At 44.1% G+C, this 25,439-nt stretch carries 29 protein-coding genes; 7 read left to right on the top strand and 22 right to left on the bottom strand.

What is annotated here, in order from left to right:
* The first annotated feature begins 157 nt into the window (after positions 1 to 157).
* Entirely contained in the window at positions 158 to 418 is a 261-nt protein-coding gene (locus ACNAZ4_RS19805; protein WP_415817350.1) for a hypothetical protein, read from the top strand.
* A 105-nt stretch (positions 419 to 523) separates the two neighbouring features.
* Here the strand turns inward: ACNAZ4_RS19805 and ACNAZ4_RS19800 are convergent, their stop codons facing one another.
* The 12 genes from ACNAZ4_RS19800 to ACNAZ4_RS19745 form a co-directional block, all read right to left on the bottom strand.
* Positions 524 to 1,312: a TerC family protein gene (locus tag ACNAZ4_RS19800; RefSeq protein ID WP_415817348.1), complete on the bottom strand. Its 789-nt coding sequence runs from the start codon at positions 1,310 to 1,312 to the stop codon at positions 524 to 526.
* Positions 1,313 to 1,474: 162 nt separating this feature from the next.
* Positions 1,475 to 2,056 carry a YpjP family protein gene (locus ACNAZ4_RS19795; RefSeq protein ID WP_415817346.1) on the bottom strand — a complete coding sequence of 194 codons (582 nt, stop codon included), beginning with the start codon at positions 2,054 to 2,056 and terminating at the stop codon, positions 1,475 to 1,477.
* Positions 2,057 to 2,447: 391 nt separating this feature from the next.
* Entirely contained in the window at positions 2,448 to 3,233 is a 786-nt protein-coding gene (locus ACNAZ4_RS19790) for a class I SAM-dependent methyltransferase (RefSeq protein ID WP_415817344.1), read from the bottom strand.
* 110 nt (positions 3,234 to 3,343) lie between these two features.
* Positions 3,344 to 3,778 (bottom strand): BrxA/BrxB family bacilliredoxin, encoded by a 435-nt coding sequence (locus ACNAZ4_RS19785; RefSeq protein ID WP_415817342.1) that lies wholly within the window; start codon positions 3,776 to 3,778, stop codon positions 3,344 to 3,346.
* Positions 3,779 to 3,859: 81 nt separating this feature from the next.
* Positions 3,860 to 5,572 (bottom strand): dihydroxy-acid dehydratase, encoded by a 1,713-nt coding sequence (gene ilvD, locus ACNAZ4_RS19780; RefSeq protein ID WP_415817339.1) that lies wholly within the window; start codon positions 5,570 to 5,572, stop codon positions 3,860 to 3,862.
* A gap of 356 nt (positions 5,573 to 5,928) precedes the next feature.
* A complete protein-coding gene (locus ACNAZ4_RS19775; protein WP_415817337.1) occupies positions 5,929 to 7,059 on the bottom strand; it encodes a conserved virulence factor C family protein in 1,131 nt (376 codons plus the stop codon).
* 99 nt (positions 7,060 to 7,158) lie between these two features.
* The gene (locus ACNAZ4_RS19770) at positions 7,159 to 9,039 is read right to left on the bottom strand and encodes an ABC-F family ATP-binding cassette domain-containing protein (RefSeq protein WP_415817335.1); all 1,881 of its coding nucleotides are present in this window, start codon (positions 9,037 to 9,039) and stop codon (positions 7,159 to 7,161) included.
* On the bottom strand, positions 9,036 to 9,680 hold the full coding sequence (locus ACNAZ4_RS19765; RefSeq protein ID WP_415817333.1) for an HD domain-containing protein: 645 nt from the start codon (positions 9,678 to 9,680) through the stop codon (positions 9,036 to 9,038). The genes ACNAZ4_RS19770 and ACNAZ4_RS19765 overlap by 4 nt, the downstream gene beginning before the upstream one ends.
* Positions 9,681 to 9,690: 10 nt before the next feature.
* Positions 9,691 to 9,945, bottom strand: a complete 255-nt coding sequence (locus tag ACNAZ4_RS19760; RefSeq protein ID WP_415817331.1) for a hypothetical protein — start codon at positions 9,943 to 9,945, stop codon at positions 9,691 to 9,693.
* 220 nt (positions 9,946 to 10,165) lie between these two features.
* Positions 10,166 to 11,014, bottom strand: a complete 849-nt coding sequence (locus ACNAZ4_RS19755; protein WP_415817329.1) for a DegV family protein — start codon at positions 11,012 to 11,014, stop codon at positions 10,166 to 10,168.
* 170 nt (positions 11,015 to 11,184) lie between these two features.
* Positions 11,185 to 11,715: a hypothetical protein gene (locus ACNAZ4_RS19750; RefSeq protein ID WP_415817327.1), complete on the bottom strand. Its 531-nt coding sequence runs from the start codon at positions 11,713 to 11,715 to the stop codon at positions 11,185 to 11,187.
* Positions 11,716 to 11,807: 92 nt separating this feature from the next.
* On the bottom strand, positions 11,808 to 13,496 hold the full coding sequence (locus ACNAZ4_RS19745; RefSeq protein ID WP_415817325.1) for a formate--tetrahydrofolate ligase: 1,689 nt from the start codon (positions 13,494 to 13,496) through the stop codon (positions 11,808 to 11,810).
* A 181-nt stretch (positions 13,497 to 13,677) separates the two neighbouring features.
* Between ACNAZ4_RS19745 and metA the strand changes: the two genes are divergently transcribed.
* Complete coding sequence (gene metA, locus ACNAZ4_RS19740; protein WP_415817323.1) at positions 13,678 to 14,586, top strand: homoserine O-acetyltransferase MetA; 909 nt, start codon at positions 13,678 to 13,680, stop codon at positions 14,584 to 14,586.
* Between the two features lie 36 nt (positions 14,587 to 14,622).
* Here metA and ACNAZ4_RS19735 read toward each other — a convergent pair whose 3' ends face one another.
* Positions 14,623 to 15,312 (bottom strand): class I SAM-dependent methyltransferase, encoded by a 690-nt coding sequence (locus ACNAZ4_RS19735; RefSeq protein WP_415817321.1) that lies wholly within the window; start codon positions 15,310 to 15,312, stop codon positions 14,623 to 14,625.
* A gap of 123 nt (positions 15,313 to 15,435) precedes the next feature.
* Here ACNAZ4_RS19735 and ACNAZ4_RS19730 point away from each other — a divergent pair, with 123 nt between their 5' ends.
* Entirely contained in the window at positions 15,436 to 15,654 is a 219-nt protein-coding gene (locus tag ACNAZ4_RS19730; protein WP_415817319.1) for a DUF3892 domain-containing protein, read from the top strand.
* Between the two features lie 41 nt (positions 15,655 to 15,695).
* On the opposite strand, the gene mntR is transcribed toward ACNAZ4_RS19730, so the two are convergent.
* From mntR to ACNAZ4_RS19710, 4 genes are all read right to left on the bottom strand, one after another.
* Positions 15,696 to 16,118 carry a transcriptional regulator MntR gene (gene mntR / locus ACNAZ4_RS19725; protein WP_415817317.1) on the bottom strand — a complete coding sequence of 141 codons (423 nt, stop codon included), beginning with the start codon at positions 16,116 to 16,118 and terminating at the stop codon, positions 15,696 to 15,698.
* Positions 16,119 to 16,191: 73 nt separating this feature from the next.
* Complete coding sequence (locus tag ACNAZ4_RS19720; RefSeq protein ID WP_415817315.1) at positions 16,192 to 18,366, bottom strand: DNA topoisomerase III; 2,175 nt, start codon at positions 18,364 to 18,366, stop codon at positions 16,192 to 16,194.
* A 128-nt stretch (positions 18,367 to 18,494) separates the two neighbouring features.
* Complete coding sequence (locus ACNAZ4_RS19715) at positions 18,495 to 18,803, bottom strand: hypothetical protein (RefSeq protein WP_415817313.1); 309 nt, start codon at positions 18,801 to 18,803, stop codon at positions 18,495 to 18,497.
* A gap of 60 nt (positions 18,804 to 18,863) precedes the next feature.
* Positions 18,864 to 19,847, bottom strand: coding sequence for an HD-GYP domain-containing protein (locus tag ACNAZ4_RS19710; protein ID WP_415817311.1), 984 nt, complete (start codon positions 19,845 to 19,847; stop codon positions 18,864 to 18,866).
* Positions 19,848 to 20,193: 346 nt separating this feature from the next.
* Between ACNAZ4_RS19710 and cspD the strand changes: the two genes are divergently transcribed.
* On the top strand, positions 20,194 to 20,394 hold the full coding sequence (gene cspD, locus ACNAZ4_RS19705; protein ID WP_042355328.1) for a cold-shock protein CspD: 201 nt from the start codon (positions 20,194 to 20,196) through the stop codon (positions 20,392 to 20,394).
* Positions 20,395 to 20,815: 421 nt separating this feature from the next.
* Here cspD and ACNAZ4_RS19700 read toward each other — a convergent pair whose 3' ends face one another.
* Positions 20,816 to 20,992 carry a zinc-finger domain-containing protein gene (locus ACNAZ4_RS19700; protein WP_415817309.1) on the bottom strand — a complete coding sequence of 59 codons (177 nt, stop codon included), beginning with the start codon at positions 20,990 to 20,992 and terminating at the stop codon, positions 20,816 to 20,818.
* Between the two features lie 15 nt (positions 20,993 to 21,007).
* Positions 21,008 to 21,664, bottom strand: a complete 657-nt coding sequence (locus tag ACNAZ4_RS19695) for a reverse transcriptase-like protein (RefSeq protein WP_415817307.1) — start codon at positions 21,662 to 21,664, stop codon at positions 21,008 to 21,010.
* 184 nt (positions 21,665 to 21,848) lie between these two features.
* Here ACNAZ4_RS19695 and ACNAZ4_RS19690 point away from each other — a divergent pair, with 184 nt between their 5' ends.
* Positions 21,849 to 22,256, top strand: a complete 408-nt coding sequence (locus ACNAZ4_RS19690; protein WP_415817305.1) for a reverse transcriptase-like protein — start codon at positions 21,849 to 21,851, stop codon at positions 22,254 to 22,256.
* The gene (locus ACNAZ4_RS19685; protein ID WP_415817303.1) at positions 22,257 to 23,195 is read left to right on the top strand and encodes a DMT family transporter; all 939 of its coding nucleotides are present in this window, start codon (positions 22,257 to 22,259) and stop codon (positions 23,193 to 23,195) included.
* A gap of 21 nt (positions 23,196 to 23,216) precedes the next feature.
* Here ACNAZ4_RS19685 and ACNAZ4_RS19680 read toward each other — a convergent pair whose 3' ends face one another.
* Positions 23,217 to 23,498: a DUF6123 family protein gene (locus ACNAZ4_RS19680; RefSeq protein WP_415817301.1), complete on the bottom strand. Its 282-nt coding sequence runs from the start codon at positions 23,496 to 23,498 to the stop codon at positions 23,217 to 23,219.
* 55 nt (positions 23,499 to 23,553) lie between these two features.
* Positions 23,554 to 24,015 carry a divergent PAP2 family protein gene (locus ACNAZ4_RS19675; protein ID WP_415817469.1) on the bottom strand — a complete coding sequence of 154 codons (462 nt, stop codon included), beginning with the start codon at positions 24,013 to 24,015 and terminating at the stop codon, positions 23,554 to 23,556.
* 154 nt (positions 24,016 to 24,169) lie between these two features.
* Between ACNAZ4_RS19675 and sspL the strand changes: the two genes are divergently transcribed.
* Complete coding sequence (gene sspL, locus ACNAZ4_RS19670; RefSeq protein ID WP_311071259.1) at positions 24,170 to 24,301, top strand: small, acid-soluble spore protein L; 132 nt, start codon at positions 24,170 to 24,172, stop codon at positions 24,299 to 24,301.
* A gap of 40 nt (positions 24,302 to 24,341) precedes the next feature.
* On the opposite strand, the gene ACNAZ4_RS19665 is transcribed toward sspL, so the two are convergent.
* A complete protein-coding gene (locus ACNAZ4_RS19665; RefSeq protein WP_415817299.1) occupies positions 24,342 to 25,232 on the bottom strand; it encodes a 5'-3' exonuclease in 891 nt (296 codons plus the stop codon).
* Positions 25,233 to 25,439 lie beyond the last annotated feature (207 nt).

Below are 25,439 nucleotides of genomic sequence, written 5' to 3'. Positions count from 1 at the left end.
CCAGGCTGCCTGATTACATTATACTGAAAAATTCATTTACACACCTCTACTACCTTTACGTGCTGGTTCTTAAAATGTTTCATCAAACAGGAAGTCTTTTCACTCTCCAGTTCGTCCCTGCATATAGATAAATACTTCAATCTGGATGGTGATGCAAATGCGCTTCTTATATAAGAGACAGTCTATTGGCGAGCTGGAAGAAGATTTAGCTCAGGTATGGCAGGTTATGTCTTCAGGCTGGCTCGTATTAATCGACCTTTTATTCTATTCCTTCATCCTCACCCTCCTTACCTCTCCAGTAACCTTCACGGTAACCAGGATGACCGGCACATTCATCATCATCTATTTCTCACTTGCCTGCTTATTCCTTTTGATCAGGAAGGCAGCGAAGGGAAAGGATGCTGATCATATCAGGTGATTTAGGTCCAGAACGGAACTGTTGACGGACACTTTAGCTATTCGTTTCCTGATTTCTGTCCATCAAAAGAGGAACAGACATACATCTGTTCCTCGATCGATTGGTTTATTGTCCCTTTTTTTGCTTTTGGATTACGGCAGCTTTTTTCCTGTTCTTGTAATGAACGACAAAGGTTGCGATAAATGTGATCAGCAGCAGGATGAAAAAATGTGCGTGCTCGATATGGAGCCCGAAAACACCGGCAAACATTTTTGCAGATATGATTAAAATCAGGATATAAGCCGTCGTCTCAAGTTCAGGTATCCTTTCAATCAACCTCAGGAATATCCCTGCGACCCCCCTCATCATCAAAACGCCAAGCATCCCGCCAAGAAGCAATACCCAAACTTCCTCGCTGATGCCCAAAGCTGCCAGGACACTGTCAACAGAAAAAGCAATATCCATCAATTCCACTGCTGCTACCGTGCCCCAGAAAGTCCCAAATAACCTGATCAGAAGCCCGCTTTTATTGATTTCGGGAAATTCCCCATTTTCCTGATTATCCCCTTTTTTCTTTTCGCTAAAATATTTTATGGCAAGCCAGGCCAGATAACCGGCTCCCAGGATTTTAACCCACCAGAATTCAATAAGGTATACACCGATTCCGATGGCGATGAACCTGAACGCATAGGCGCCAAGCAACCCATAGAACAACGCCCTTTTTCTCTGTTTTTCAGGCAAATGCTTTACCATTACGGCCAAGACCAAAGCGTTATCAGCAGATAAAAGTCCTTCAAGGATGACGAGAGTCCCGATCAGCCCCCAGCTGACAGGGTCCGTTAACACCTCGACCCACAAATCCCAATTGAAAAACTGGGCATAAGTATCAACAAAACCTTGCATGATGTCCGCCATTCTAGATGTTCCTCCCATTTTTTCAGCTCTAGATGCTTATATAGAAAAACCCAGCATCAGCTGGGCCTTTACTTAAAACTTATTTCGTTTTGCTCAAATTAAGTCCTATTTCAGCTAAAAAAAATGGAAAGCATTCTGTCACACAGGGAGCTGGCAACCGGCTCAACTTCTCCATTTTGGAGGAGTGTTTTTGTCCCAGAAGATCCTACCCAGCTCATAATGGCTCTGGAATCCGTCGTGATAGGTATGGTAGTGGAAATTGAACCAGTATCCATCCTTTGGCGGCTGGTCCCTTCTCACATGGAAGCGAATGATATCCTTGCCAGTATCTCCGATTATGTGGAAGATTTTCTCTGATTCGCCCCCGCCAGGCATTTCAGTGATGCGCAGTGTATTGAGTTTTTCACCTGGATATTGGACAGCTACCATTTCGATTGCTTTTTCAATGTTTGGCAAGATGGTCTGCCTGAATTCATCCTCGATCACAGGACCAATTTTTGCGCCGAATTTCTCGAAGGACTGCATTTCAGCTTCCCTCATCGCCCAGTCAATGAACTTATTACGTTCCGCATCTTCATCTAAAGTGTCATCAAAGGAATCCATGAAAGATGTTTCAGCGGCAGTCGACTTATCGGTTCTTTCAGCTGTGGTTGTCAGGAATCCATTCACCTGGGCTGGAGACACCATCCCAAAGGTTACAATCGATATCATGACAACTAACGATTTACGGAGCCATACAGGCATTTGGATCACTTCCTTATAAAAAGGGATTCATTATCTGTTGAATTTGAAATACTACGAACTTCTTGTTTAATACAGCCTGTCCCTAAGCAACAATTTCAGGACAATCGCTTAATATCATTATAACTTGTTTATACGAATAATTGGGCAAAGAGTTTCAGATTTTTCAAAAATGGTTATAAGGAAATAATAGAGGTTATATTATCGATTTACAAAAGGGAGGACAAAATGTATGGAGTGGATCTTCGTAGCTGTCAGTCTATTTATGCTGGCTTACTTTGTTTATTTAGCGGTTGCTGATTAAGAACGGTATTTATGTGGACGGACAGTAAAAATCTATTTATTGTCCGTCCCTCAATTTAAATCTTCTCTTCAGTAATACCACTTATTTAACTCAAGCTTCCCGGTCTTTTTCGATGATCCCAAAATGGAATTTCGCTGTTTTCCTGACGCTCACCCTGAAACCGTACTCTTTGAATCGTGTGCTCCTGAAATGATCTTTAAGAATGATCCTCTTTCTGGCCACACGCTTTGCGTGAGCCATCAATTCATCGGAAAGTCCTTCATAGACAGCAAAATTTGTTAAGCTCCGGATTCCATCCGACTCAAGGATCGACTCGTCGAACATTGGGTCAAAATAAACACAATCAATGCTGTTCTCGCCCATTTCCTTTAAAATATCCAGTGAATATCCTTCAATTACATGTATCCTTCCCATCGCCCTGTTGATCAGTTCGTTCCCCGAATCCCATGTCTGCAGTCCCTTCTTCACTAAATAGGAAAGCTCTTGCCTTGCTTCTATTCCACTAACAGATCCTTTATCTCCAACTGCGAAACTGGCGACAATGCTGTCCGAACCAAGACCCAGCGTACAATCAAGGAAACTCATACCCTCGTGCAATTGTGCCGCATCTATAAGAGGATCCCTTTCCCCATTCATGAGTCTTTTGATCCGAAACATCGCTGAATTGGGATGAAAAAAGAATGGCTCGGTTTCACCGATCTGAAAAAGCTCCAGCCTCTCTTTGCCGACTACGAGGCAGTCATTCTTAATCTGTTCCTGGATCTTTGATACTGATCTTTTTTTCCGCGGAATAAATTCCGTTCCAAGTTCGGCCGCAATCGCTTTTGCCCGGGCAATCATATGTTCATCCGTCCTGCCCGCTGTCGTCACAATCATATCAAACTCCTCCTGGCCCTAAAAAGAAAAAGGACGTCAAATGACATCCTTTCCCGATTGGCAAATCTAATTTCCCAAATGATGCTGCGGGTTAATCCCCGCTAAGTACTCTAACAATTAGCCTCGAACGCAGAAGTTAAGTTCTCCATGATCGCTTCCATTGGCTGGCCTTCAATATTATGACGAGGAATGAAGTGAACAACTTCTTTTCCCTTCAACAATGCCATTGATGGTGAAGAAGGCTCAAGGTCCGTGAAATATTCACGCATTTTAGCAGTCGCTTCCTTATCCTGCCCTGCAAAAACAGTCACAAGATGATCCGGTTTCTTCTCACTTCTCAAAATTGCCTGTGTTGCCGATGGACGGGCAAGGCCTGCCGCGCAGCCACATACAGAGTTAACGACAACCAAAGTTGTACCTTCTGCATTCTCCATGAAATCTTCTACTTCATCTGCAGTAAGCAGTTCTTTGAACCCTGCGCGAGTCAGTTCCTCACGCATCGGCTTGACCATTTGTCTCATATATTCTTCATATGCCATTGACATAAATATTCCCTCCCAAACATTGGTTTGCAATGTTAGCATACTATATTATTTGGGCCAAACGCAATAAAAGAACGTCTTGGTCTAGGAATGGACAGGCTCCTGCGCTGTTTCTCCCTCAAACAGGTCAGTTACTGCCCCTTTCGAAGAACAGGAAACCAGTCTTGCATATTTAGCCAGAGTCCCTCTTGAAGGGAGTGCCGGCGGTGTCCAGTTCTGTTTGCGGGAAGCTAATTCTTCCTCACTCAATGCTACTGATAACAGTTTCTGTTCACTATCGATCGTAATCATATCCCCATTTTTTATCAAGGCAATCGGGCCGCCAACCTGGGCTTCAGGAGCTATATGGCCAATGACAAGGCCGTGGCTTCCCCCTGAAAATCTGCCATCTGTAAGCAATGCCACGCTTTCTCCCAGGCCTTTGCCGACAAGGATGGCTGACAATGACAGCATTTCCGGCATACCCGGTCCGCCTTTAGGACCCTCATAACGGATGACAAGCACATCCCCGGGTACTATTTCATCAGACATCACTGCCTTTGAAGCCGACTCTTCATCGTCAAAAACCTTCGCGGGGCCCGTCATGCGTTTCACCTTCAGCCCTGAGACCTTTGCTACTGCTCCTGCTGGGGCAAGATTCCCTTTAATGACAACAAGCGGCCCATTCTCCCTGTAAGGCTGATCGACCGGCCTGATTACTTTTTGGCCTGGATTCAAATCCGGAAAGTCCTTAAGGTTCTCTGCGATTGTTTTTCCAGTTACCGTGAGACAATCTCCGTGAAGCATTCCTTCTTTCAAAAGCAGCTTCATGACAGCAGGGACTCCGCCTGCTTCGAAAAGGTCCTGCATGACATATTGCCCGCTTGGTTTCAGGTCGGCCAGGTGAGGGACTCTTTCTTGAATTCTATTAAAATCATCGAGGGTAAGGTCAACTTCAGCAGCATTGGCAATCGCCATCAAATGGAGAACCGCATTTGTGGACCCGCCAAGCGCCATTACTACAGTAATCGCGTTTTCAAAGGCTTCTTTCGTTAAGATCTGCCTTGGACGAATATCCTTTTCAAGCATCTGATAAACTACTTCCCCGGCCTGATAGCAATCATCCCGTTTCTCATCTGTTTCCGCTGGATGGGAAGAACTGCCCGGAAGGCTCATGCCGAGGGCCTCAATCGCACTGGCCATTGTGTTGGCAGTGTACATACCTCCACAGGAACCTGAACCCGGACAAGCTTGACACTCAATTTTGTGCAGCTGTCCATCGCCGATGGCTCCCTTGTTATATTGGCCAACTCCCTCGAAGGCAGATACTATATCAATGTCCTTGCCATCAAGCTTACCGGGCTTGATTGTCCCTCCATATACAAAAACAGAAGGAAGATCCATCCTTGCGATTGCCATCATGCAGCCTGGCATATTTTTATCACAGCCGCCAATTGCGACAAAGCCATCAAGGCTCTCACCCTGGACTACCGTTTCAATGGAATCAGCGATCAAATCGCGGCTCGGCAGTGAGTAGCGCATTCCTTCCGTTCCCATTGAGATTCCATCGGACACTGTGATCGTATTGAAAATCAGCGGAGCACCACCTGCTGCCCTCGCGCCTTCTTTTGCTTTTACAGCAAGCTTATCTATATGTATATTACACGGAGTTACCTCGCTCCAGGTACTTGCAATCCCGATCATCGGCTTCTTGAAATCCTCATCATCGAATCCAACTGCGCGCAGCATCGCCCTGTTAGGCGCTTTCCTGGCATCATCACTAAAAACATGGCTTTTAATTCTTAAATCCTTTTCCATAGACTGTCCCTCCCGATTTTTTATTCATTACCTTACCTCTTTTCTCGACCAATTGCAATAATAATCTAAATATTTTAATTATTAAATATTTGTAAGCGGATTCATCATAAAAAAAGGCTGTTTTCGTAAAGATTGTTGTTAAAATCCTAAAGCCGATTTTAACCTGTAATAGCCATTTTGTATGTCGGTACTAAGTTTGCAAGCTCTTTTCTCAGCATGATCGTTAATTGTGTGACTAATCTTAGGTGATTACATTCTATTTAATAAAGAACAGCAACAAATTTTGAGAAAAGAGCCAAAAAAAAAGAAAACACACCGGAAATCTTACAATTTTCCTGTGTGTTTCCTTTTTTTATTTACTGCTTTCTGGCTTCGGTCATTTGTTTCCAAACCGAACCTTTGGCTTCTTCACCATGTTCAATCCTGGCAATCGCCAATTTCACCTGCATGCTTACTTCAAATTCCGGATCATCTTCTGCTTGCTTTAACGCAGACAATGCACTCTCATCTCCAACTTCATACAGGAACATGGCTGCACGCCAGCGGACAAGCTTGCTTGGATCCTTAAGAGCCTCCATCATTGATTCCTTCGCTTCCGGGAACCCAAGATCCGATAAGCAATCTCCTGCCGTCCTGCGAACCGTAACGGTTTTATCCTTCAGGGCCTTATACAATAAAGGCAGTGCCTTTACATCTTCAATCATTCCTGCATACACTGTTGCCAGACGGCGCACGGATGCTTTTTCATCCTTTAACGCTTTTTCAAGTACAGGCAGGTCATCTATTGTCGGGTCGTCCATTTGTTCAAGCTGCTGATATCTGATCCGCCAATCAGGATTATCCAGATCTGCTTCTGTCAGCCTGATCTTCTTTTTGACCGCTTTTATCTGGGCTTCCTGCCCTGGATTTTTCGCTAATTTGACCAGCTCTTCCAGCCGTTCTGGAGGATAAGCTGCCAAAAGCTCTTCGACAACCTCATTTCCCACCTGCTCAAATTCGCCATAACGGACACCAAGTTCTTTCCACCTTCGGACCATAACGACATTATCCTCGGGAGTCTGAACCTCGCCTACTTTTTTCACAAACAATTCTGGAAGTCCAAACCGCTTCTCTTCTGTTCCATCCGTTAGCTTCACCTGCATTGGAATTCCCTTATATACCTGGACAAACACATTTATTTCCCCAAAGTGTTCATTGATTTGAGGTGCATCGTCCCCAGATTCCTCTGCTTCTTCACCAAACGCTTTTCTCACCTCAGGCAGGATGACCTTCCAGTCAAACTTTGCATTCCTTTCGACTGCCAGGAAATCTGCCACATGGTAAACCCCTTTTACCCCTTCAATATCCAATATGTTCAAAACGACTTCTGGTGCCCCGGCAGCCGAATCCTTTTTATAATTATTGCTCTTGCCCATTGGAAGTTCTTCATCTAGATTGATTTTCATCGTATTCGGGCTTGGTGTTGGTTCAATTGATATAATTCTCACATTCCCACCCCTTTATATTTTTCAGGAATGAAGCTATTTTAACATAACCAGTGAACAATCGCATTTGGGAGCAATTAAATAAGACCTGGAATCCAGGCCTTATTCGTCAGCGAGCTCTGATAAATAGCTCCATCTTTCAATTAGATACTCCAGCTGTTCATTCAACTCTGCTTCTTCCTTCATCAAGGCCTGACCTTTTTCGAAGTCACTTCCGATGGTGGTCATTTCAGCCTGTACTTCTTCAAGCCGGGCTTCTGTTCCTGCAATTTCATCGTCGATTTCTGCCCATTCTTTTTGCTCTTTGAAGCTAAGTTTCTTTTTCTTCGTTTTTTCTGGCTGCTCCACCTTTTCCTTCTTCGGTTGGGAAGAAACTGAATCATATTTCGGTCGTTTTTCAAGGTAATCAGTATAATTGCCGTAATAAAGGTTTGTCCGTCCATCCCCTTCCAATACAAGCAGCAGGTCGACAACCTTATCAAGGAAATAACGGTCATGGGATACGGTAATCACAACACCAGGGAACTCCTCAAGATAATCCTCCAAGACGGTTAAAGTCTGTGTATCCAAATCATTGGTTGGCTCATCGAGCAGGAGGACATTCGGTTCTTCCATCAACAGCTTCAACAGGTATAGCCTGCGCTTCTCTCCTCCTGAAAGCTTTCTGATCGGGGTTCCATGTGCATATGGTGGAAACAGGAATCGCTCAAGCATTTGCGCAGCTGAAATTGTTTTTCCATCGGTAGTATGGACAATCTCTGCTGTTTCCTTCAGGTACTCGATCACCCGTTTATTCTCATCCAGGTCTTCATTTTCCTGTGTATAATAGGCAATTTTAACAGTTTGGCCCGTGATGATTTCGCCAGAATCGAGTTCTATCCTTCCCGACAGGATATTCAGTAAAGTGGATTTCCCGGTCCCATTTCGGCCGATGATACCAAGTCTGTCACCCGGCTTTACGAGGAGATTGAAATCATCAAGTATGATTTTGTCCTCATATTTTTTGGTTGCATCCTTCAATTCAAGTACTTGTTTGCCCAGCCGGCTTCCACTTAGGGAAATATCAAGTTTTTCAGCGGACTTAACATTCGAAACTTCGTCATCCAGTTTATCAAAGCGCTGAATCCTGGCCTTTTGCTTGGTAGTCCTGGCCTTTGCGCCCCTTCGGATCCACTCAAGTTCCTGTCTGAACAGATTCTTTTTCTTCTCGAGTGTAGCGGCTTCATTTTCCTCACGGATCGCCTTTGCTTCCAGGAAGCTGGCATAGTTGCCTTTATAGCTGTAGAGGCTGCCTCCATCGAGTTCAAATATCCTATTCGTCACTCTGTCCAGGAAGTACCGGTCATGGGTCACGAGTAAGAGCGACCCGGAATAGCGGGATAGATAGTCTTCCAGCCATTTGACCGTTTCATAGTCAAGATGGTTGGTTGGCTCATCCAGGATCAGCAAATCAGGAGATTCAATCAGCACCTGTGCGAGTGCGACACGTTTTTTCTGTCCGCCGGATAGTTCACCCATTGTTTTGGTGAAGTCTGAGATCCCCAGCTGCATCAGAATCGACTTTGCCGCCGTATTGGCATCCCAGCCATCAGAGCTGTCCATTTTCCGCTGCAGCTCGTAAAATCTTTCCTGTACTCCTGCATCATCCGGTTTTTGACCTAACTTAGCAAGAATCACTTCATAATCCCGCATCAGCTTCAGGATTGGAGCCTCTCCGCTGAACACCTGATCAAGGACGGTTTTCTCCGGTTCCATTTCAGGCTGCTGGGATAAAAACGAGATTTTATAGTCTTTCGCATAGATCAACTCACCAGAGTCCGGCTGGTCAATCCCCGCTACGATTCTCAGCAGGGAAGATTTTCCGGTGCCATTCACTCCGATCAACCCGACCCGTTCACGCTCGCCGATCGTAAAAGTAATGCCTTTGAACAGTTCTTTTTCTCCGTAAGTCTTTGTCACGTTTTCAATCGTGATCATTTTCATGCCTTACCATTCCATTCACTGTAAAATTGTTCAAGGAAAGCCTCCATAAAACGGTGCCTTTCCTCAGCTAGTTGTTTTGCATGGGGTGTATTCATTTTATCTTTCAGCTTCAAAAGCTTTTCGTAAAAGTGATTGACCGAAGAACTGCTGCCATTCCGGTATTCTTCAAGCGTCATTTCCCCTCTGACACCCAGGCTGGGTTCATAGATGGGATGACCTTTCTTTCCACCAAAAGCAAAAGTCCTTGCAATCCCGATAGCACCAAGGGCATCAAGACGGTCCGCATCCTGTACGATCTCCGCTTCGATACTGTCGAGTTCAATCGACCTTCCGCCTTTAAAAGATACCGTTTCAATACAGCTTTTAATCTTTGAAGCAGTCTCACCATCTAATTCTATACTTTGTAAAAACGAATCCAGCTTTGCCCATCCGGCTGCTTCCGATTCATTCAATTTATCATCCGGTATATCATGAAGCAAGGCCGCCATTTCGATTATGAACCAGTCACCCTGCTTTTCCTTGCTCCAGATCAGCTGCGCATTCTTCCTAACCCGGTCAATATGATGCCAATCATGCCCGGAAGAATCTCCGCCAAGCTCGTTTTTCACGAATTCCTCTGTGATTTTTATTAAATCTTTCATACTTCAGCACCTACTTTCCTACCGAACTCATTTTACCATATAAATCGGCTGGTGATGGGATGATAAGTACAGAATGGGGGATGATGATCTTCTCTGCATCCAATAGACATTTTGATTCCTTTCCGGCATGGGAATGTCTATTAAAACCGGTTTCTTGGACATTTTGATCCCTTCCCGGCTTGGAAATGTCTTTTAAAACCGGTTTCTTGGACATTTTGTCCTTTCTCGGCATTGAAATGTCTATTAAAACCGGTTTCTTGGACATTTTGATCCCTTCTCGGCTTGGAAATGTCTATTAAAANCTGTTTCTTGGACATTTTGGCCNCTTCCCGGNGTTGAAATGTCTATTAAAATCTGTTTCTTGGACATTTTAATCCCTTACCGGCTTGGAAATGTCTATTAAAACCTGTTTCTCGATCATTCAACTCCGCTCAGCTTCACTTAATGAATTTTATACAGCAAAAAAATAAGTGCCAATTCGGCACTTATACTTTTGCATTATTCCAGCTGATTCCAATGGTATGTTCTCCGGCATGGACGCCGATGACTGCTCCAATCGGACAGCTGAGGAGTGTAATATCCGGGAACATCCCTTCAAGTTCCCTTTGCCATTCATCTGCTGCCTGTTTATGAAGCCCGTAGAGGATGTACACTTCCTCTACTCCGTATTTCTCATGGGAGGACCTCAAATATTCGAATATTTTGTCGCGGGCCTTCTTGTCGCTTCGCACTTTTTCCTTGGTATTCAATGTACCATCTTCAATGCTGATGATTGGTTTTATGCTGAGCATGCTTCCGAGATAAAATTGGACTCCAGACATTCTTCCGCTGCGATGAAGCTGTTCCAGGCTTCCGATCATCACATAGGTTTCATTTGAATCACGGACGGTTTCCAGTTTCTCTTTGATTTCCTCGACGTCCGCACCTTGCTCGGCCAGGGATATCCCTTTTTTCAAGAGTGATGTCAGCGGATACGTGAGAATCTTAGAGTCAAAAGTGATGACTGGTATGTTCACAGCTTGTGCAGCCTGTACACTCGATGCGACTGTTCCGCTCAATTTCGAGGAAATCAAAACCGCGAAAACGAGATCATATTCTTTTTCAAGTTTTTCATACAACTCCATGAAAACGCCAACAGGCGGCTGTGATGTTTTAGATGGAGTCTTCACCGTTTTTAATTTCTTATATAATTCCTCAGCAGTTAAATCTTTGCCATCGAGGTATTCCACATCGTCCAGAACAATTGTCATTGGCACCTGGTAGACATCAGGGTTGTTCCTCAATTCCTCATCGAGGTAAGCAGTACTGTCAGTTACCCAAGCTATTTTTTTCACATTATCTCCCCCTATCTAAAACCTGTCTTCTCCCGGACAGCTTGTCTCCTTCCAAAGTTTATTGCGCACATATGGAGAACTTTTAACAGATCGATGTTCAAAAACTATCTAATAATAGATTATTCTGAAAAAACGCAGAAATTCCTGCCTATTACGGCAGGAAATATTATTCATTCAATAATTTTTTTCAGCTTACTTAATGATTCAGCCATATAATCAATCATATTTGTTAAATCATCAATTTGTTCCTCATAAACAAGGCGGTTAAATGAAACACTGGCAACATTTCTGATCCATTGATTTTCTGCCAGGGGAGGAAGGTGTATGGATTGAATGATCTCCCTGTCACTTCCCCAGATTTCTTCCAGTCTATCTTGTATGGATTGAAAAACCTGAATTTCGTTTTTATGTAGCAATGAAAAAGAAATTCCAACAATGCACCCTGCAAGATGATCACCAGCGCCTGTTCCCAATAATTCTGCGGAAAGGTTCTCCAAGCCTGCCTCTAATGTCATGATGGCTGCAATTTCTTGATCATTGTATCCACTTACAGTAAAGGAAATTTCGTATTTTCGCGACAGCTTGGCGGCATTGATCCAGTCATTTCGATCGACCACTTTGATTTCTCCGTCCAAATCCCTGTCATATATTTCGCCTTCAATTACGACTTTTATGTTATCAAACGCGGTCGGGTCAAACAAAAAAGTTCACTCCATTCCAAGTTTAGAACCAGATATAAGGAACCAGCCTCCCATATGGAAGGCTGGCACTTTTGGTTTTGCAGATATTAAGATTAGAACAGGCCTACAGCATTCCCATCTTCATCAACGTCCATATTCAGCGCAGCCGGCATTTTAGGGAGTCCGGGCATCGTCATGACTTCACCTGTCAGGGCGACGATGAATCCCGCACCAACCGATGGCTTAAATTCCCTGACTGTGATGGTAAATCCTGATGGCCGGCCAAGTTTTTGCGGATCATCTGACAGCGAATATTGCGTTTTAGCCATACAAACTGGCAGCACACCCCAGCCGAAACCTTCAAAATCAACAAGCTGTTTCTTAGCCTTTGTTGAAAACTCGACCCCCTCTGCACCATAAACCTGAGTCGCAATCTTCTTGATTTTATCCTCTAGTGAATCGGAAAGGTCATATAAATGGGCAAAAGTATTTTCACTTTTTTCGATCACATCAAGCAATGTCTCAGCAAGCTCAATTCCACCAGCACCGCCTTTTTCCCAGACTTCTGTCAGCGCAACTGGTATGCCTGCATCCTCACACATTTCTTTCAGTGTATCGGTTTCGAGCTCTGTATCGGTAATGAATCGATTGATTGCAACAACATACGGCAAGCCGAAGCCGGCAATCGTCTCAACATGCTTTTTCAAGTTCGTGAAGCCGTCTTTTAAGGCCTGGACATCCTCGTTCACCAACTCGGTCTTTTTCATGCCCCCGTGCATTTTCAGCGCCCGGATGGTAGCGACGATGACAACTGCTGATGGATCGATTCCAGCTGTCCTTGCTTTGATGTTCAGGAACTTTTCGGCACCAAGATCTGCCCCGAACCCTGCCTCCGTCACAACAAAATCAGCGAGCTTGGAGGCCGCTTCCGTTGCGATGACACTATTACAGCCATGGGCAATGTTCGCGAAAGGTCCGCCATGGATCAATGCCGGTGTATGTTCAATCGTCTGGACAAGATTTGGTTTTACGGCTTCTTTCAGTAAAAGTGTAAGTGCGCCTGCTACACCCAGGTCACCTACAGTGACAGGCTGCTTGTCATAGTTATAGGCAACAACCATGTTCGATAGACGTCTCTTTAAATCCTTCAGGTCGCTTGCAAGACATAAAACAGCCATGATTTCTGAAGCAACCGTGATATCGAACCCATCTTCACGAGGCACACCCTGAAGGGGTCCGCCAAGTCCGATGACAACCTTCCTTAAGGCACGGTCATTCAAGTCAAGAGCACGCTTCCAGACGATTCTCCGCTGGTCGATATTCAGCCTGTTCCCCTGCTGAAGATGATTATCAATCAAAGCAGCCAGCGCATTATTCGCAGTGGTGATGGCATGAAGGTCCCCTGTGAAGTGGAGGTTAATATCCTCCATCGGAAGCACCTGGGCAAATCCTCCGCCTGTTGCACCTCCCTTGATTCCCATCGTAGGTCCGAGTGATGGCTCACGCATGGCAATCATTGTTTTTTGTCCCAGTTTATTTAAAGCGTCAGCGAGTCCGACCGTCACTGTCGATTTCCCTTCCCCTGCAGGAGTTGGATTAATCGCTGTGACAAGGACAACCTTACCGCTTTCCTTTGTCTTCAATTTTGTCAAAGCTTCTGATGACAGCTTTGCTTTATACTTGCCAAACATCTCGATATCATCGGCATCGAGGCCTATGCTCGCTGCAATATCAACGATCGGCATCATTTGGCTTTCACGGGCAATTTCAATATCTGACTTAACCTGAACATTTGTTTCCATTCCCAATCCCCCCAGATATTATCTATGTGCTTACCATCTTATATTCTACCATCAGAAAATTACTATCAGGTAAAAAATATTTATTTGTCATAAAATTTCCTCTTTAGTCAATTGCTCCGCGAAAGAATTCAGACTATAATAAAAATTACTGACTTTAGTTTGCTAAAAGGGAGGTTAATTTATGCCAATCAAAATTCCGCTGCATTTGCCAGCGAAAGAAATATTGGAAAAAGAAAACATTTTCATCATGGATGACACCCGTGCCTCTCGACAGGATATCCGTCCATTGAATATTTTGATCCTGAATTTGATGCCTGAAAAAGAAAAGACGGAGAGGCAGCTGCTTCGCCTGCTCGGAAATACTCCGCTCCAGGTCAATATCACTTTTCTGAAAACAGCTACATACAATTCAAAAAACACATCCCAATACCACCTTGAGGAATTTTATCAAACCTTCAGCCAGGTAAAAGAAAAGAGATATGACGGAATGATCATTACCGGTGCGCCTATCGAACTAATGGAATTCGAAGAAGTGGAATACTGGGATGAGATGAGGGAGATCCTTGATTGGACAAAGGAAAACGTGACCTCTGCTTTGCATATCTGCTGGGGAGCGCAGGCTGCCTTGTATCATCACTATGGCATTGGGAAATACGTCCTGCCCAAAAAATGTTCAGGAGTCTTCAATCATGTAGTATTGGATGAAACGGAAAAATTGTTAAGAGGCTTTGATGATGAGTTTCCAGCGCCTCATTCACGCAACACAAATATCTCCATAAAAGAACTGGAAGAGCATCCTGAGTTAAAAATCCTGTCGGTCTCGGATGAAGCAGGCCCCTTGATCATTTCAAGTAAAGATGGGGCCAGAATCATGATTACCGGCCACTTAGAATACGAAGCTACCACTCTAGCTGAGGAATATGGAAGGGACAGGAGCAGGGGGATTGAGATCCAGGTTCCTGAGTATTACTTCCCAGATAACAATCCTGAAAAGAAACCAGCCAATCGGTGGAGATCTCACGCTCATTTGTTCTTTTCCAACTGGTTAAATTATTATGTATACCAGGAGACTCCATTCGAATGGAATTAAAAACAGGCACCGACAATCGGTGCCTTTCTTTGTTCCCTAAGCTGTTTCAGGTACCTCGAACATGAAGACCCACATAAAAGAGAGTGCTTGCTTAAGCTCCAATGGCAGTGAACCCAGGGAAAGCTGTTCAGCCGCCTTTTTATAGACGCCAAATTCCCCAATCTTTTCCCATCCATTTTTCCCAGCCAGTCTTTCCAGCTCCCATGGCATGATGGTATTGCATAATACTTCTTCTCCGTATAATCTCTGGAAACTGTTAATCCTCGGTCCCGCTGTCGGCCCAAGAATGCCGATGCAGGCAAATCCCCCCGGCTTCAAAATGCGGGTCACTTCTTTCAATGATTCATAGGGACTGTTACTCCACTCAATCGAGTTAATTGCCATCACTGCATCAAAACTGTTTTCAGGTCTGCCACATTCAGCCAGATTCCCCTTCACAAAAACACACTGTCCTTCGCTGGTATTCTGTCTCGCTTTCTCGAGCATTTCCTCGGATAGATCAATCCCTGTGACAGAATACCCCGCTTCTGCCAATTTTAGCGATCCAACGCCAGAACCGCAGCCTAAATCACATATAGTTGAACCAGCAGGGATAAACTCCTTGATGAACGGGACAATATCCTTTCGGCTTCCCGATTCCCACATCCCTATGCTTCTTGAATTCCAGGACTCAGCCATACCGTCCCATTGCTTTTCAGATGCCGTTTTCCAATCATATGTACCCATTAGATCACCACCCTGCAAATTAATCCATATACTTTTTAGTTCGTCATGGTCTTGAGAAATACCTTTACAGTTTAAAATTCTTGCGGAAGTGCAAGACTAGTTGAATGAAAGGAGAGATTTTGATTGGAACAAGAACAGTTAGTCGCGGTACATAGAAACAATGCTGGTGAAATCATCAGCTTCCAGACTTCCAGCGGGAGGATCATTTCTTATCGAAAAGCCATGCTGGAAGCGTCTGCGGGGACAATTTCAGGAGTCAACATCAATGAAGAAACAAATGGGACATCTTCCTTAATTTCAGCAGACGGTTCTGATTTTCATACATACCCTGATATATACTGAAAAGCTAAAAACACCTGACAGCATTTTGTCAGGTGTTTGATTTATTGTTCATCGTTTTGCTTCTGGATGGCCCTTAACTCCTGGACCCGCGTTTTATCTTCTTCGAAAAACTGGACAAGATCACCGATCCTGTCGATTGCATCCCAGCTTAAATGATGTTCAATCCCCTCGACATCATTATAGATGTTCTCTTCCTTCACACCGATTACTTGTAATAATTGTTCAAGCAATTCATGGCGGTAAACAAGCCTTTTGCCAGTTTTGTATCCTTTTGGGGTCAGCACAAGTCCGCGATATTTCTCGTAGACCAGGAACTGATCTTTATCAAGCTTTTGGACCATTTTTGTCACTGAGGAGGGATGGACTGATAATGCCTCTGCGATATCCACGACCCGGGCATAACCTTTTTGTTCTATTAAAATAAAAATTTGTTCAATATAATCTTCCATACTAGGTGTTGGCATCCCACGACCTCCAATGCTTATACAATAGCCATATTAAAGTTTACTATAGAAGGACAAGGGTGACAAGGCGCTATCAACCCTGATTGACCGGCTGTTGAACAAGATCGAATTTCAGCTTATTTTCGGTCGCATCCCAGTACAGCTTCGCGTTGAAAGTGCGATCCTTGCTCTGGAAGCCTTCAATAACATCTGTGCTTCCTTCTGCCAGCAGCTTCTTTATATTTTTTTGCGTAACGGTTTTGCCCAGGATCTGTTTGGAAAGCGTGAAATTGCATTTGGTTTTTTGGTAGTTGGAGCATCCATAAAACGTCCCTTTATCCACAACCATGCCATCGCATTTTTTGCATTTCCCCACATTGGCGCTGCGCCGTGACTTCCCGCCTTTTTTACCAGGTACGAACGAGTTGGTAAGCTCTTCGGAAAATGTCCAGCCAGCTGACCCCTCGGTCGTTTCGGAAACAAGGTGCTTGATCATTTTTGAAGTTTGCTCTATAAACTGTTTGGGCGATGCTTCCCCTTCACCTATCTGATGCAGCCGCTGTTCCCATTTTGCTGTCATTTCGGGTGAGGCAAGAACTTGTCCTCCAACTGCGGCAACGAGAATTTTTGCTTTGGCTGTGGCGTAAACGAGATTTTTTCGGACCTCGATGTAGGCACGGTCCTTCAGCATGGTAATGATGCCTGCTCTCGTAGCTTCGGTTCCAAGTCCTTCAGCCTTCATCAGCACCTTCTCGAGCTGCTTGTCTTCAATATGCTTGCCGGCCGTTTTCATTAAGGTGATCAACTGTCCTTCAGTCAGTCTCTTTGGCGGCTGGGTCTTGCTTTCTTTTACATCCGTTTTCAAGACGGTTCCGGTTTCACCCTGCTGTACAGCAGGCAGTTCCGGTTCTTTATCTGCGTCTTTTTGTGGAAGCACCTTCTTCCAGCCTTCCTCAAGCTGGACCTTCCCCTTTGAAATAAAGTCAGCCCTTCCATCCACGACCGTCTTGATGGTCGTATACTCCGCAATATATGGTCCATAGTGGGCGGCGATCAGCGTCCTTACGAGCAGATCATACAAATTCAGCTCATCCCCGGAGAGCCTGCCTATGTTCGGGACTTGCTCGGTCGGGATGATTGCATAGTGGTCTGTCACCTTTTTCTCATTCACATATCGTTTATTGTGTTGAATGGATTCCACTGGCAACGGAAATAACGGACCATAATCCGGTATTGCCTTAAGTTTGTTCAGGATGGCAGGAAACCCTTCCGCTTCACCCGGAGTCACATACCTGGAATCGGAACGGGGGTAAGAGACTACCCCTCTCTGATAGAGGCCTTGTAAAATGTCGAGCGTCTTTTTTGGAGACATCTTGAAACGGCGGTTCGCCTCGGCCTGAATCGCAGATAGATTGTATAGTAATGGCGGCAGGAATTCTTTTTTTTCGGAAATGACTTCTGCTGCTTCAGCATCTTTGCCGTTGCAGAACGCAGCAATTTTTTCGGCCATCTCCTTCGTCTTGATCCTTGAGTCCCCATCTTTTTCCCATTTGCCAGTGTATTTCTTGCCATTGATATTGAATTTCCCGATTACTTCCCAGAATGGTTCTGAGACAAAGCTTTCGATCTCCAGTTCCCTTTTTACAATGAGAGCAAGCGTGGGAGTCTGGACTCTTCCGACGGAAAACACATCAGAATAGCCTTTCTTTTGCAATAAAAGAGTGTACAGTCTGGATGCATTCATGCCCACAACCCAATCAGCACATGCCCGGGTATAGGCTTCAAAATATAAATTCTTAGTATCTGATTCACTCAATAATTTCTGAAAGCCTTCTTTAATCGCTTTTGGGGTCAGGGAAGATATCCACAGCCGTTTCATCGGTTTCGTACAATTCGCAAGGCGAAGGATATTCCTGATGATCAGCTCCCCTTCACGCCCGGCATCGCCAGCGTGGATGATTTCGGTGACCTGAGGGTCTGAAACCAGCCTTTTTATGATATTGAATTGTTTCGCTTTCGATTTAACGACTTCGTACTGGAATTGGTCCGGAATGATCGGCAATGTATTCAGCGACCACTTTTTCCATGACGGGTTGTACTGTTCAGGCGCGGATAATTCCGTTAAATGCCCGATTGCCCAGGATACATAAGCGCCATCCGGAAAAACTTCATTTGGAAGGATCTCGATGTATCCATCTTTCTTTTTCATTTTAAAAACGGAGGCCAGCGTTCTGCCCTGGTCAGGCTTTTCCGCAATGATCAATTTCATAATTTCCTCCTGAAAAGCTTTTATATGAGCATAATTCAAACCTAGAATTCTATTTTATCTTTTTTTCGACAAGACCGTAAAGGACTTTTATCTCATCCTCCAAAACACATAAACAGGCAGCCGAGTGATCAGCTGCCTTCTAGGAAATTATCATTGTCGAACGGTTCGACTTTATTATTTTCGCTTATATACCATCGATCCCTTTGAACAACTGCCGAAACAGTCAAAATCAGGGAAGGAACTTTTTCAATCCGAACCACGATCGCTCCGACCAGCTCCTGAAAAATCACGCATGATTCCCCATGGCTGAAAGCAGCCCATTGCAGACCCATGATGGCGATGGAACGGATGATTTCTTCCTTTTCTTTTTGTTCAAGGGAAAGATGCGGAGAAAAAATGATAATCCAGTCCTCATCACCAATCGAAAAGCGATACATGCCCTCACCCTTTTGATTCATCATATTTGACTATTAAAAGATATGAAGGACAATGGTTTTTTATACCCCTACGATTGAATCATTTAGGACGCGTGAGATTCTCAATCCCCGGTTGAGGCGCAAGTCAATCAGCGTATCTTCGGTCTTGATCAATGCCCTCAACGGTTCGAATTTATCGATCAAAAGGATGGTCCCCTCTTCCCCATTGCTTAAAAGGACCCTTTTCCCGACAAGGCTGTCCATGATCCTGTATAAAAAAACCAGCATGATTTTCGGGTCGAATTTGCCGAAAACATCGTTCTGCATCTGGGAAATGACTATATGAAAAGGTTCTGCCTGATGGTAGACCCTCGATGACGACATGGCATGATAGACATCGGCAATCGCGACAATCTTGGCAAACTCGTCGATCTTCCCGCTCTGCAAACTGAACGGATAGCCGCCGCCATCCTCCCGTTCGTGGTGCTGGAGAGCGATGAGGGCAACCCTGTCATTCAGCTCAGGTATATCCTTCAGCAATCTGTAGCCATAAACGGTATGACGTTTCATTTCGGCGTACTCTTCCTGTGTCAGCCTGCCCGGCTTATTAAGAATGTCAGTTGGTATCCGAGCCTTGCCGATATCATGGAGGGTAGCTCCCAGCGAAAGGTCATTCAAATCGGATTGATTCAAATTGAGCCATTTTCCAAGCAGTGTTGAAATGATGCCGACACAGACCGTGTGCCTGTAGGTATACTCATCTTTGGACTTAAGTTCATAAAACAGATGATAAATATGAGGAATTTCTGCTGCCTGTCTGATTGCTGGCATGATTTCATTCTTGATCTCAGAGACAGGAACAGCGCCTGTCTTCGCGACGACATCGAATATTTCCTCCATTTGAATGGAAGCGGCGTCAAGTTTCCTGGAAATATCATCGATTTTGGTATTCACTACTTTCTGTGATGTGGGGTCCTGAACGGGATTGCCGTTCCTGATTGAATCCAATAATGTCTCAATTTGATAATCAGATAAGGACGTGAACGCTGATGGAGTGGACTTCATCTTAGTGCCCTCCTCTTAGCTACATAATAGACTGCTTTTTTAGTTGATTGCCGTTTTTGCTTTTAGCATTAAGCATTTTAAAGTAAAGCTTCAGTAAGAAAATAATAACAAATTTTCCCGAAAATAGGAACCAGAACAGCGGTTATAAATTTACTAAATTTTAAGATTATTAGATTTTAATAACGCTTACATTCTTGACTAGGACTATTCCAATATTGTATATTTAAGACATCATTTAAAAGAATATATTTGTCATGTCATAAGAACGCAGGTGTATCCAATTAGATGATAATATTCAATTGGGCACAGACTTTGTGCCTCGAAAGACATGGGAGGAAAGTTTAACATGCAAAACGGTAAAGTAAAATGGTTCAACAATGAAAAAGGTTTCGGATTTATCGAAGTAGAAGGCGGAGACGATGTATTCGTACACTTCTCAGCAATCCAGGGTGAAGGCTACAAATCTTTAGAAGAAGGCCAGGAAGTTTCTTTCGAAATCGTCGAAGGAAATCGCGGACCACAAGCAGCTAACGTAGTGAAACTATAATTCCAAAAGATAAAGGCTGGCGCCTGGCGCCAGCCTTTTTGTTTTATACATTTGATTTTAGACATTTTGTATTCCTCACGGCCATGAAATGTCCATTAAACAAGCTTTCTTGGACATTTTGCTTTCCTCATGGTCCTGAAATGTCCATTAAACACTCTTTCTTGGACATTTTGATTTCCTTATGCCCCTGAAATGTCCTTTAAACACTCTTTCTTGGACATTTAACTTCCTTCATGCCNCTGAAATGTCCTTTAAACACTCTTTCTTGGACATTTTGCATTCCTCAAGCCACTGAAATGTCCATTAAACATACTTTCTTGGACATTTTACATTCCTCACGCCACTGAAAAGTCCATTAAACACTCTTTCTTAAACATTTTGCTTACCTCATGCCCCTGAAATGTCCATTAATTCCACTTGACTATAATAATTTCTGTCCGCACTTTTTAATTTTCTCGCCGACGGTGCATTCTGTTATGCAAAACCGGTGGGCGGATGTTTTTCCGCGTTCTTGCCGGTTATGCTTTTTCAGGAAGCATCCATTGCAGTATGTGTTGAGCAATGTTTCCACCTCAGCAAGGATTTCATTTCGAGTCAATCGTGTCCCTCCTGGCTACAATATTTGCATTTTGCTGTTGATCATTTTCCCCTGTAAAGCCTGGGTTGCCAGCTTGTCAGCCTCTTTGTTCTCTTTTCTTCCTACCGGATTGTATTTTGGATGGAGGCCAAGCTCCTTGATTTTCTTTTCGATCCTGTCGAGCCAGCGGTTGAGTGTCTCTTCATAGCACGGCCACTCTCCCTCCAGCTGCTTCAGAACAACCTGGGAATCACCTTTTATTTCGCAAGACATGTTCCTGACACCCATTTCTTCCAGGATGGTAAGGGCAAAATAAAGAGCTGCATACTCCGCTTCATTATTCGTTTCCAGTTCGTCGAACACTTCATTGGCGCGCAGCCTGTATTTCTTTTTGCCCTGCTTGTAGTAAATGATTGTGCCGAGTCCGGCCTTATAATGGGTATTATCGAAGCCTCCGTCAAAATAAACAGTCAGGTCATGAGGCTCTTCTTCCACCTCAGCAAGGAGTTTGCGCATTTCCTTGATTGACCAGGAAGTGCCGATTTCATCAGTGAAAGAGATTTCCAATGCTTTTCCTGACTTCTCAAGTTCTTCAGCCGTCTGGAGTGCATGTTCCCCGTCCAGATAATCAGAGCTGAACAGGATAGGGGCCAAACCTTTTGCTTTATATTCCCATTCCAATTTATATTTCAAGACTTCTCCCCGCTTTCCGATCTTTTGTCTCCACCATTTTTAGTTATCTTACCCATTTTCGATGGCCGTTACAATGAAAAAGAGCTGAGGATGACGAAAATGCATTTGTATAATTTTATTAATTATCGCCCTTATTATGATACACTATCTATTATCTGTACAAACCAACCGGGAGTGATCATCTTTGTTCGAGGTATATATTGATGGAGCAAGTGCTGGCAACCCGGGACCAAGCGGTGCTGGCATTTTTATTAAAGGAGAAGGGGAAGTTTTCAGATATTCAATCCCTCTCGGCGTCATGTCAAACCATGAAGCTGAATATCATGCATTTATAAAAGCATTGGAAATATGTATTGAGAAGGGTTTTAAAGTGGTTTCCTTCAGGACTGATTCACAGCTGGTGAATGCTGCAGTCGAAAAGGAGTTCGTCAAAAACAAGCTTTACGCTCCTCTTTTAGAAAAAGCTTTAATACTTGCCGGCCAATTCGATTTATTCTTCATGAAATGGATTCCATCAAGTGAAAATAAAACAGCTGATGACCTGGCCAGGAAAGCTGTAAGAGACAACGATATGAAAGGAACCGAAAACTAAATGAAAGCATCGACTTTTGCTGACTTAAGTTTATTATTCGTGGCACTCATCTGGGGTGCGACTTTTGTTGTCGTACAAAATGCCATCTCATTCCTTGAGCCCCTGGCGTTCAACACCGTCCGATTTACCATTGCCGCGATCCTGCTGGGACTCTGGCTGGTGATTTTTGAAAAGCATCAACTGCAGAAACTTGATAAGAAATTGATTTTGTCAGGAGTGATGCTTGGGTTTTGGCTGTTCATTGGCTATGCCTTCCAGACGCTGGGCCTTTTGTACACCACCTCTTCAAAAGCTGGTTTTATCACCGGCTTGAGCGTCGTCCTGGTCCCTTTATTGATGATCGGGATTTTGAAACAGCGCCCGGGCATGAACTCGATAGCAGGCGTTTCGGCGGCAACCGGCGGCCTTTATTTATTAACGATGTCAGATGTATCGAGTCTTAACATCGGTGATGCTTTGGTGCTGATTTGCGCAGCTGGCTTCGCCTTGCATATCGTTTTTACCGGAAAATTCTCAAGCAGTTATCCGACACTGCTTTTGACGGCAGTGCAGATTGCGACTGTCGCCGCCCTTTCAGCTGTATCTTCGGTCCTGTTCGAGGACTGGCAAAGGGCTTTTCAGCCAGAGGTCATTTTTTCTGCGGATGTGATGGTCGCCTTATTGGTCACATCGATTCTTGCGACTGCCCTGGCGTTCTTCATCCAGACAAATTTCCAGAAGCATACAACTGCTACGAGAGTCGCCTTAATATTTGCCATGGAACCTGTCTTTGCAGCAATTACCGCTTATTTATGGGCAGATGAGCGCCTGACGTATAGTGCCCTGACAGGGTGTGTGCTGATTTTTGCTGGAATGATTTTCGCTGAATTGCCATCAGGAAAATTGGAAAGCTTTGTTCGTAAGATATTCCCTAAAAAAGAGGCTGATTTCAAAGCATGACGCTTTGGAACCAGCCTCTTTTTATACAGCCAAAAGCTCGATTTTTTTGACAAATTGCAATGCTTCTTTGCGGGAATGAATTTTATTAGAAGCGAACGTTTCAAGCAATGAAATATAAAAGCTCCCGTCAAAACCTTTTTGAGCCTTCAGTGTGATTTCAATGGCTGCATTCGCGATTTCATCGGTTGAGTTCGTATATTGCTGTCCGAAAAATATGAAGCCGATGGCATCCTCACGAAAATGGAACCCTTTGCTCTTCAAATGAAGCAGATAATCTTCAACTGTCCGCACTGACTGAATCAATCCTCTCTCTTCAAGCCGTTTCTAGTAAAATTTTACCGCATTATCCGAGCTTTTTCTACCGTTTTTTCGTTAAAAGATAGCCGGCATATCCCATGACCATCCCCAGAAGGGCGCCGCCCAGCACCTCCTTTGGCTGATGTCCGAGCATTTCCTTCAAAGGATCCGGGGACTTTTCCTCGAACTCCACTGGGTCATCCTCATGGATTTTATCAATCAGTTCATCAAGGTCATTCACTTTCAGAGTAAGCTCTCCTGTCTGCCGTCTGATGCCCTGTGCATCATACATAACGATCATGCCATAAACAAGGGAAAGCGCGAAGTCAATCGAACGTACTCCTCTTGTAAGGGCTACATAGGTGGTCAAGGATGAAACACCGGCCGAGTGTGAGCTGGGCATTCCTCCTGTTGCCAAAAATAAATCTGGTTTCCATTCCTGTGTTTTTGCATAATGAATCGGTATTTTTAAAGCCTGAGCCAGGCCGATACTTGATATCGCAATTACTGCACCTTTATTCATCATCAGTCACCTCCATGTTATTTTGAAGAAAAATGAGTGCTTTTATTCTTGAGCGTTCATAATAAGGATTAAGCTGCTCAAGCAGACAACCTATAAAGGTTAATTCACTTTTCTATGTATTTTTAAACAAAAATTTTTGGAGGGATCTACCGCAATGAGTAAAAAGGGCAACAGAGGAACTAAGGCACCAGGAGTTACTCCACAGGGATATGGACAGGATGCTGAATTTGCTGAAGAACCAAAGTCAAAGCTTGAGAATGCTGCCAAGAAAAAGAATACAAAATAATTAGGCAAACAAAAAACGGCTGGAGCATCCAGCCGTTTTGTTATGCGTACATTGCATCATTTTCAAATAGACGGTGCAGCCCTTTCAGCTCAACTTCATTGAACTTGGAAAGGAGCTTCTCCCTGTCGATCCTGAATAGTGCTTCGTCCATCCTGCATTCGACCGGTACATCGCACTTGATTTCTGCAAGCTGCCTGCTTAAATGAAGCATCTCGAGGTCAGCCTCGATTTTGGCACGCTGTGATTTAGTCAATTGATGCAGATTTGCAATGACACCTTCTACATTCCCGTGTTCCTGAAGCAATTTAATGGCGGTCTTCTCACCAATCCCGCGGACACCAGGATAATTATCGCTTGGGTCACCCATGAAAGCCTTCAAATCGATCATCTGTTCAGGCCAGATTCCCTTTTCAGCAAACAAACTATCACGATTGTGAACTAAATAATTCCCATAACCTTTCTGCAGTAAGATAACAGAAACCCGGTCATCGATCAACTGAAGGATATCCTTGTCCCCAGTCAAAATCGTAATCGAATCCACTTCCTTTGCGGTCCTGGCAATCGTGCCGATGCAATCATCTGCCTCAAAACCCGGAAGGCCGATATTCGGAACATCAAGAGCTGCGACTACCTCTTTGACAAGATCGAATTGGGGCAAGAGCTCGACCGGTGCGTCAGGTCTGTTGGCTTTATAATTATCGAACATTTCGGTGCGGAACGTTTTACTGCCCATATCCCAGCACACCATTGTATGGGTAGGCTTGAATTTGGCCACTGCAGTCGCGAAGTGTTTGACGAAACCATGGATTGCGTTGGTCGGGACCCCTTTGGAGTTGATCATGAACTGTCCGGAAACAGCTGTTGCGAAGAATGCCCTGAACAACAAAGCCATTCCGTCAACAAGCATTAGTGACGATTTATTAGTATCCAAAGCTGGACCTCCTTAAAATATTATTTTGATCAGAATTTATGTTAAACGCTTGGCGATATTTAATAAACAACTTTTATATTATAACATACCTCAATGTCCTATTTCGCACGGAAAATTACGCCTATTTCTTTATGTAAGGACGGAGGTAAAAGGACAAGTTCAAATCATTCAAAAAACCTCCAGGGAGCCGCACCGCCATTTTTTGTG

It is taken from the genome of Mesobacillus thioparans (assembly GCF_965138835.1).
GTDB lineage: Bacteria > Bacillota > Bacilli > Bacillales > Cytobacillaceae > Mesobacillus > Mesobacillus thioparans.
The sequence above is the reverse complement of the archived record's forward strand: the minus strand, read 5'-3'. Positions and strand labels throughout refer to the sequence as shown.

Coding starts and splice junctions, on each gene's coding strand:
- ACNAZ4_RS19795 (WP_415817346.1), bottom strand. CDS start 2,056: ATGCCTGTATGGCTCCGTAAATCGTTAGTTGTCATGATATCGATTGTA.
- metA (WP_415817323.1), top strand. CDS start 13,678: ATGCCAATCAAAATTCCGCTGCATTTGCCAGCGAAAGAAATATTGGAA.
- ACNAZ4_RS19805 (WP_415817350.1), top strand. CDS start 158: ATGCGCTTCTTATATAAGAGACAGTCTATTGGCGAGCTGGAAGAAGAT.
- ACNAZ4_RS19770 (WP_415817335.1), bottom strand. CDS start 9,039: ATGAAAATGATCACGATTGAAAACGTGACAAAGACTTACGGAGAAAAA.
- ACNAZ4_RS19675 (WP_415817469.1), bottom strand. CDS start 24,015: ATGAATAAAGGTGCAGTAATTGCGATATCAAGTATCGGCCTGGCTCAG.
- ACNAZ4_RS19720 (WP_415817315.1), bottom strand. CDS start 18,366: ATGAAATTGATCATTGCGGAAAAGCCTGACCAGGGCAGAACGCTGGCC.
- ACNAZ4_RS19800 (WP_415817348.1), bottom strand. CDS start 1,312: ATGGCGGACATCATGCAAGGTTTTGTTGATACTTATGCCCAGTTTTTC.
- ilvD (WP_415817339.1), bottom strand. CDS start 5,572: ATGGAAAAGGATTTAAGAATTAAAAGCCATGTTTTTAGTGATGATGCC.
- ACNAZ4_RS19685 (WP_415817303.1), top strand. CDS start 22,257: ATGAAAGCATCGACTTTTGCTGACTTAAGTTTATTATTCGTGGCACTC.
- ACNAZ4_RS19710 (WP_415817311.1), bottom strand. CDS start 19,847: ATGAAGTCCACTCCATCAGCGTTCACGTCCTTATCTGATTATCAAATT.
- ACNAZ4_RS19785 (WP_415817342.1), bottom strand. CDS start 3,778: ATGTCAATGGCATATGAAGAATATATGAGACAAATGGTCAAGCCGATG.
- ACNAZ4_RS19765 (WP_415817333.1), bottom strand. CDS start 9,680: ATGAAAGATTTAATAAAAATCACAGAGGAATTCGTGAAAAACGAGCTT.
- cspD (WP_042355328.1), top strand. CDS start 20,194: ATGCAAAACGGTAAAGTAAAATGGTTCAACAATGAAAAAGGTTTCGGA.
- ACNAZ4_RS19790 (WP_415817344.1), bottom strand. CDS start 3,233: ATGATTGTGACGACAGCGGGCAGGACGGATGAACATATGATTGCCCGG.
- mntR (WP_415817317.1), bottom strand. CDS start 16,118: ATGCCAACACCTAGTATGGAAGATTATATTGAACAAATTTTTATTTTA.
- ACNAZ4_RS19715 (WP_415817313.1), bottom strand. CDS start 18,803: ATGTATCGCTTTTCGATTGGTGATGAGGACTGGATTATCATTTTTTCT.
- ACNAZ4_RS19735 (WP_415817321.1), bottom strand. CDS start 15,312: ATGGGTACATATGATTGGAAAACGGCATCTGAAAAGCAATGGGACGGT.
- sspL (WP_311071259.1), top strand. CDS start 24,170: ATGAGTAAAAAGGGCAACAGAGGAACTAAGGCACCAGGAGTTACTCCA.
- ACNAZ4_RS19745 (WP_415817325.1), bottom strand. CDS start 13,496: ATGGAAACAAATGTTCAGGTTAAGTCAGATATTGAAATTGCCCGTGAA.
- ACNAZ4_RS19760 (WP_415817331.1), bottom strand. CDS start 9,945: ATGTCCAAGAAACCGGTTTTAATAGACATTTCAATGCCGAGAAAGGAC.